Source organism: Xenorhabdus kozodoii (assembly GCF_002632875.1).
Classification (GTDB): Bacteria; Pseudomonadota; Gammaproteobacteria; order Enterobacterales; family Enterobacteriaceae; genus Xenorhabdus; species Xenorhabdus kozodoii.
The window spans coordinates 1-7,483 of record NZ_NJCX01000049.1 but is presented as its reverse complement, the minus strand read 5'-3'; the positions used below and the strand labels follow the sequence as shown (position 1 = coordinate 7,483).

Genomic DNA, 7,483 nt, shown 5'->3' with positions numbered 1-7,483 from the left:
TGACCCTGCGTACTCGAATAAAAAGGCTGAATCGGAAAACGATCTGCTACTCTAAATCAGAAATCCTGCATGACAAAATCATCGGAACGTTCATTGAGCGTGAATACTATCTTGCAAGGATAATCTAACTATTGGGAGCATGACCGTTGAGCCGTGGGTCAAACTGAACGACTTTGGTTAAATAATGTTCGCGATCTCACCCTGAATATAAAATGTATTGTTAATGGAAGTTGTAAATACAGAGATCATAATCTCATAAATATTAATAAGACGATAATCATTGTGATAGCTCTCATATTTCAGCTCATCATCTTATTAAGGGATAACCGTTTCTGTAAGAAACACACACTGTTTATTAATAGCAACAGCGTGTGGGAGAGAACGATTGCATTATAGTTCTAATTTTTGATGTAACAAAATTCGGTTAGAAAATCTAAAAATACACGCACTCGGGTAGGAACTTGATTACTAGGCCCGATGAAAACAGCATGTACTTCTTCTTCGTCGCCGGGATTATGGTTTTCAAGAATGACTTGTAAACGTCCCGCTTTGATATCAGGAGCCACGTGAAATCTAGCCATCCTAGCAATTCCTAATCCTAAAATTACAGCCTCACGCATAGCTTCCCCATCACCAATCAATAAGTTGCTGTGAGGTGAAAATAAATTAATACCTTTTGAGTTTTTGAAAGGCCAAGTTTTCACATGACGTGTAAAACTAAAATTTAAGCAATTAAAATTAACAAGATCTTCTGGAATTACTGGTGTTCCTTTATATTCAAAATAATGTGGAGCTCCTACTACAACCATCCGGCTACTACCCAGCCGACGCACTACTAACCGAGAATCGGCTAGAGGGCCTGTTCTTATTGCTACGTCACTTCGGTCATCTAGTAAGTCCACGACTTGATCACATAATATTATGTCTAGAGTTATTGCAGGGTATTTTTGCAAGAAAGTAGAAACCATCGGCATTAGATAGTGTTTTCCAAAAGGAATATGGCAATTCACACGAATTTTTCCTCTGGGAAGAACTCCTTGTGTAACCTCTCGTTCAACAGAAGAAATATTTTCTAATATGTTTACAGAATGGTTGTAATACACAGTTCCTTCTGGAGTTAACTGTATCTTACGTGTTGTTCTATTTAATAATCTAACGCCAAGCCTATTTTCTAACCGATTTATTGCTTTACTGATAGCAGAAGGTGTCATGTTTAACTTGCGCGCAGCGGCCGATATTCCAGATGATTCTATGACTTGTACAAAGATTGCCATCTCAGTCGAACGATTGAATTTATGCATTTTTGAATTTTGTTCAATAGTTATTTGAATAAATGAATACTAGTATACATTTATTTTCCTTTCTATAGTGGGATACCATATTTGCTTTTGGAAAGAGAAAATGTCGACCCGAAATTACTATCCTGCGCTTTGTGCATTAATGATTAGTGCTTATGGTATTGGTACAACAGAATTTGTTGCAGTTGGAATCTTGCCCAACATTGCCAACGATCTGAGTATTAGCATTCCTAATGCTGGATTAATAGTTAGTTTATATGCTTTAGGGGCAACTTTTGGAGCTCCTATTCTCACAGCTTTAACTGGGCGTTTCCCGCGTAAGACATTGCTGTTGATTCTCATGTCATTATTTACAGTAGGTAATATTATTGCTGCTACTAGTATAAATTATACAATTCTATTGGTAGCTCGAATTTTAACAGCCTTTTCACATGGCGTATTTTTCGCTATTGGCGCTACTATTGCAGCTAGTTTAGTACCTCATGATCGACGAGCTTCAGCGATTGCAATAGTATTTTCTGGATTAACTATTGCTATAGCAACAGGTGTTCCAATTGGCACATTTATTGGACAATTATGGGGATGGAGAGCGACTTTTTGGTTGGTAACAATAATAGGATTATTGTCTTTTCTGGGAATTGCAAAGCTAATTCCTAGGGATATTAAGGTTGATCAACCTGGTCGTTTACGAGATCAAGCTAAGGTTTTGAGTAGCGGTCGTTTGTTGATTGCATTTTGTATGAACCTGTTCGGGTATGGTGGTACCTTTGTAGCTTTTACTTTTTTAGCACCTTTACTAGAAGAAGTTAGTGGTTTTTCATCCCATAATGTAGGACAAATTTTATTTCTTTATGGATTATCTGTGATTATCGGCAATATCATTGGAGGAAGAATAGCGAACCGTAATCCTATTCCTATTTTAATTGTAATGTTTTCTCTTCAAGCATTAGGACTTTTATTATTTAGTTTTACAGTCCATAGCCAAATAGGTACTTTGGTTACATTGGCTATATTAGGTGGATTGTGTTTCGCTAATGTACCTGGTTTGCATCTGTATGTTGTGCAACTTGCTCAAAAATATCGTCCAGAAGGTGTAGATGTCAGTTCTGCTTTAAATATAGCAGCAGCTAACCTTGGTATTGCATTAGCTGCATTTCTTGGGGGGTACGTTGCAGATTCCTCTCTTGGTTTAAAAGCAACTCCTTGGGTTAGTGCATTACTTGTTATTGTCGCATTAGCCTTAACGTTACTGAGTAGTTATTTAGATAGAAAACATGAAGTAGATAAAAATATAAAAAAGGTAAGACATCATGCATAAAAATATTACTTCATCTATTGATTTAATTCGTTCTGAGAAAAAAATAACTTTGGGTATCGAGTTACCTTTAGATAATGATTGGTCTCCTGATGGAGAGCAAAAAAGAAAAATTGATGGGCGTCCCTTTGGCGTTCCTGACTTGAGTTGTTACGAAGAGTTAGTACGTCAAGTTGATTATTCCGGTTTTTCAGCTCTTTGGATGCGCGATGTTCTAATATTTGACCAGCATAATTTTGGTGATGCTGGATCAGTATATGATCCATTTGTTAACCTTGGTTTTTTAGCTGGCGTCACGCAGAAAGTAGCTTTGGGAACCGCCGCGGTGGTATTACCTTTGAGACACCCTTTAATGGTGGCTAAAGCTGCAGCATCAGTTGACACTTTGTCTAATGGTCGTCTAATTTTGGGAGTTGCTACAGGGGATAGGCCAATGGAGTTTCCTTTATTAGATGTCAATTTTGAACATCGAGGTCAACTATTCAGGGATTCTGTTGCCAAGATGCGTGATATTTGGAGACAAGGAAAACTATCTGTTGATATTGAACTAAGTAGTAGGGATTTGGATTTATTACCACATCCTATAAACGGAGATATTCCTTTAATCATTGCTGGCCAAGGTAGACAAACATCAGAATGGATAGCTCAAAATATGGAGGGGCGATTTGTTTATCCTAACTCATTCTCAACACTTGCCGAACAGTCGGCCTCCTGGAGGCAATTACGAATGGAATTACATTGCCCTCCGGGTATTTTTATAAGTGCGTTTCATTTAGATTTAGCTAATGATGCAGAATTACTTCCAGAGCCTCATCGATTTGGAGCAAGAATAGGTCGAAAAGCTTTGATTAAGTATCTTAAAGAGTGTCATCTGGTAGGTATAGATCATATGGTATTGCATCTACGACGCTCACGCCGTCCAATAGGTGATGTACTTAATGAACTTTCCCAAGAAGTATTACCTTACATATAGAGTAGATATATAATATAGCAGAATCATATTAGGGTCTGTTGACGTTTTGTGTTCATCATTTATTCTACCCACATTAGCAGCCAGACAATGATAAACGCCAGTGCCAACATACTGGCGTAATTTCGTTCTAATTTATCTTATCTTGTTGCTATTGAAAGAAAATGTTTAATTCTGGCGAACGCATTTTCCACTAAATGACGATAACGGTATAAACCGTTATCAATCTTCTTATTCGATTTTCGACTGTTTTTCCGGTAGGGAATAACGGGGGCACTCCCCTCTCTGTCAGCATAGTTGGCACCCTCCTTAACAACACGGATAGAGAAAAAAATGACCCGTATTTCATCCGAGCGTAAATCTGCCGCGCTGGCTAAATTGCTCCCGCCGTACAACATGACTGTCACCGACGTTGCACAAATGGAAGGTATCTCGAAGCTACCCTGTATAATTGGCATAATCAGGCAAAAGCAGAAGGAAAACCCGTGCCCGGCGCAGACAAAACGCCTGAACAATGGCCCGCAGAAGCCCGGCTGGCGGCCATTATTGAAACGGCCACACTCAGTGCCACTGAATTAGCCGAATATTGTCGTAAAAAAGGGCTCTATCCTGAGCAAATTCAGCAGTGGAAACAGGCGTTCTTACAAGTGCCTGCCCGTGACGACAAGGCGGCATTAAAACAGAGCCGGAAAGAAAACAAACAACTGAAACGTGAGCTGGCCCGTAAGGAAAAAACCCTGGCGGAGGCGGGCAGCGATACTGGTTTTGCGAAAGACGTTGCAGGCACACTTCGGGACGGACAACGAGGAAGATTGACTCGGGTTGTGGATCGTCAACTGATTAGGGATGCGGTGTGCAAAGCGGTTGAGGCGGGCGCCCGGTTAACGGTCGCGCTCAACGAGCTCCCGTTGAGCCTGCGTACCTGACGGCGCTGGCAAAAGAGCCCGGAAGACCGGCGGACATTGGCGGTCCGGCCAGTGCCTGCAAACCGGTTAACCCCAGAAGAAGAGCGACAGATATTGGCCGTTTGTCACCAGCCGGAATATGCCAGCCTGCCGCTTTCCCAAATCGTGCCACGATTGGCCGATCACGGTGTTTATCTGGCGTGTGAATCCACCTTTTACCGGGTATTACGACGTCACGGTGAGGTTCATCACCGGGGGCGGAAGCGGACGGCACACAAAAAAGGAAAAGTGACCCACCGCCCCCAATCAGCTTTGGGCGTGGGATATTACGTGGCTCCCGTCAACCGTCAAAGGTCGCTGGTTTTATCTGTATATGATAATGGATATTTTCAGCCGGAAAATCGTGGGTTATGAAGTCCATGAAGCCGAGAGAGGTGAGTCAGCGGCGGAGTTGGTACAGCGCACAGTCTGTGCAGGAGAAATGCTGGCGTGACCCCTGATACTGCATGCCGACAATGGTGCCGCGATGAAATCACAAACCCTGCAGGTCAAACTGCAGGAACTGGCTATCACGCCATCCCACAGCCGCCCACGAGTAAGCAATGATAATGCCTATGCGGAATCGCTGTTCCGGACACTGAAATATGTGCCGACGTGGCCGGAAGGTGGCTTCAGAGATCTGACACAAGCACGTGTCTGGGGGAATAATTTTACCCACTGGTATAACGAAGAGCACCGTCATAGTGGGATAAATTATGTGACACCCGGTCAACGGCACAGAGGCGAAGACAAAGTGATTTTAAAACAGCGGGATGCCGTTTATCGTCAGGCTAAGTTCACACATCCGGAACGCGGGTCGCGAAACACAAGAAACTGGCAATGGATAGAAACAGTGACGTTGAATCCCGAACGAGAAGAACACGTGGCTTAAATTCATTAAGGGTGCCAACTATGTTGACAATTACCGGCTCCTCCTCGTTTGACGATTTCTCGGAAGGCTTCGCTATCGTAACCCTTATCTGCAATCACAAAATCTGAGGCCGGAGATTGTGTGACGAGACTTTCAGCCTGAACGATATCATGGGTTTGACCACCGGAAAGCTCAAAATGCACAGGTAAGCCGTAACTGTCTACTGCTAAATAAATTGTAGTTGAGAGTCCCCGAGGCTTTTTCCAATAGCTTCATCTTCCTTTGTGGCGGCTCCCGAACTATGTTGATGCGTCCGTACAATACTGCCATCAATAAATAACCATTCGGTATCCGTGTCTTCAGACAACATTTTGAATAGTAAATTAAAAATGCCTTTTTTTGACCAAACATTAAAACGTCGAAAGACGGTGTTCCATTTTCCAAATTCGTCTCAGGTAAGTCCCGCCATGGGATCCCTGTTCTCATGCGGTAAAGAATGCTTTCGAAAGTGAGGCGATGCTCTTTTTTGTTGTAGACAAGTCCATTTTGTTGCATGAATAAAAATAGCTTACTCCGCAAAGAAGCTGGTAACATAGTTCTCGGTATGATGTTCTCACGGTAACGTTTTTTGGCGAAAACAATAATACCAGATCATCATGCCGTTCAAATTCCCTCCACAAAACGTCCATAGCCCCTAATATCAGGGCAAACGGGTCTAAATTATACTGACGTAAACCCTACCGTTAGGACCTTCAGCATATAACCATTATCCCATCCAGCTTTCTGGCGCTTGGTTTTCACACCCACCTTAACGGTTTTCTCATTTTTCAGTAGGTTAAGGGCTATTTTATTCATTAATGCCATGTTTTCAGCGGCATGACCACTTCTCAGACGCTGGCCGTCTTCACCAAAACTGACGTCTAACTGCCAGTGCAGCTTCGTTTCAATGTGCCAATGACTGCGTATCGCGTATGCGATAAAGTCCGCCGACTTATCACGGTGACTGGTGATATAGTAACGTCTTTCATAACTCGCTGACTTTCCCTGCTCTTCACGCCAGGACTCCACAACCGCAATGCCGCCCAGCGTATGCCACTGAGGATGCCGAGCCCGCAACCAACCGATATCGTTAACCAGCCACAACCGACGCTCTTCAATACGGCTATGATCGCCCTCTGTGCACTGGGTTTTGGCGTGAAATATTCCCGTAAAATCGTTCGCCAGCGGGGTCTCTAAAAAGAGTTTGATATCATCATGAAACTCGCCCTGGTTGCTTTTTAACGCCAGCACATACTCGGCTTGGTTCTCGACAATCTGGTCAGCGATTTTGTACTGGCAGCCCATCGCGTCAATCGTGATGGTCGAACCGCCAATATCCAGTAGTGCCAACAACTTGGGGATCGCAGTGATTTCATTCGATTTGTCCGAGACTTTCACCTGACCAAAGCAGAGTTGATTCGCGACTGACCAGGCGCTGACCAGATGGAGAGCCGGTGCACCATTGGCTTTGTCGAGCGTTCCCCGCAATGTTTTGCCATCCAACGCAATAATGTCATCGGAGATTTTGGCTAAGCTGCTCACCCATTGGGCAAAAGCGTCCCCAAATTCTTGGGGATCAAGCCGATTTATCACATCGTTAAAGGTGTCGTGGCTGGGGATGCCATTGGGAAGATCCAGAAACTGCCGAAACCAATCTTCTTTGGATTTACCGTATTCTTCAATCGCATTGAAACCTTCGCAACCGCAGATCACGGCACAAATCGAAATGGTTAAAATATCGATGAGGGCATACTGTTTAGTGCGGTTGACACGCGGATCAGTGAGGTGTCCAAAGGAATGACTAAGCGTGGTTGCTTGCATGGCAGTTTCTACGGTTATCATGGTCAGTATGCGAATTATAAATCACAAACATCGACTCATGCCCTATATTTATGTGCCGAATGCGTCCAGTTAATCGGATTGGTCAATTTAGACCCGTTTGCCCTGGATCACTACGTAGCGAGTCTTGCATCTCCGGCGGTAACAAAGGAAATGAAGCGTAGACAGCGAAACATTCGAGCCGAAACCAATAGGTGAACGTGATAA

5 protein-coding genes and 3 pseudogenes are annotated in these 7,483 nt (G+C 43.3%); 4 read left to right on the top strand and 4 right to left on the bottom strand.

What is annotated here, in order from left to right; genetic code table 11:
- Positions 1-128, top strand: a 128-nt coding sequence (locus tag Xkoz_RS18630; RefSeq protein ID WP_244183521.1) for an IS1 family transposase, incomplete at its 5' end; no start/stop codon positions are given.
- A 270-nt stretch (positions 129-398) separates the two neighbouring features.
- Here Xkoz_RS18630 and Xkoz_RS18625 read toward each other — a convergent pair.
- Entirely contained in the window at positions 399-1,274 is an 876-nt protein-coding gene (locus tag Xkoz_RS18625) for a LysR family transcriptional regulator (protein ID WP_244183520.1), read from the bottom strand.
- A 127-nt stretch (positions 1,275-1,401) separates the two neighbouring features.
- Between Xkoz_RS18625 and Xkoz_RS18620 the strand changes: the two genes are divergently transcribed.
- The gene (locus tag Xkoz_RS18620; protein ID WP_099143433.1) at positions 1,402-2,616 is read left to right on the top strand and encodes an MFS transporter; all 1,215 of its coding nucleotides are present in this window, start codon (positions 1,402-1,404) and stop codon (positions 2,614-2,616) included.
- The gene (locus Xkoz_RS18615) at positions 2,609-3,586 is read left to right on the top strand and encodes a TIGR03571 family LLM class oxidoreductase (protein WP_099143432.1); all 978 of its coding nucleotides are present in this window, start codon (positions 2,609-2,611) and stop codon (positions 3,584-3,586) included. The genes Xkoz_RS18620 and Xkoz_RS18615 overlap by 8 nt, the downstream gene beginning before the upstream one ends.
- A 59-nt stretch (positions 3,587-3,645) precedes the next feature.
- Here Xkoz_RS18615 and Xkoz_RS18610 read toward each other — a convergent pair.
- Positions 3,646-3,858: pseudogene (locus Xkoz_RS18610) on the bottom strand (transposase); the annotation flags it as partial.
- Between the two features lie 58 nt (positions 3,859-3,916).
- Here Xkoz_RS18610 and Xkoz_RS18605 point away from each other — a divergent pair.
- Positions 3,917-5,419 (top strand): annotated as a pseudogene (locus Xkoz_RS18605) (IS3 family transposase).
- A gap of 38 nt (positions 5,420-5,457) precedes the next feature.
- Here Xkoz_RS18605 and Xkoz_RS18600 read toward each other — a convergent pair.
- A pseudogene (locus Xkoz_RS18600) lies at positions 5,458-6,004 on the bottom strand (IS5 family transposase); the annotation flags it as partial.
- Between the two features lie 114 nt (positions 6,005-6,118).
- A complete protein-coding gene (locus Xkoz_RS18595) occupies positions 6,119-7,258 on the bottom strand; it encodes an ISAs1 family transposase (protein ID WP_244183519.1) in 1,140 nt (379 codons plus the stop codon).
- Positions 7,259-7,483 lie beyond the last annotated feature (225 nt).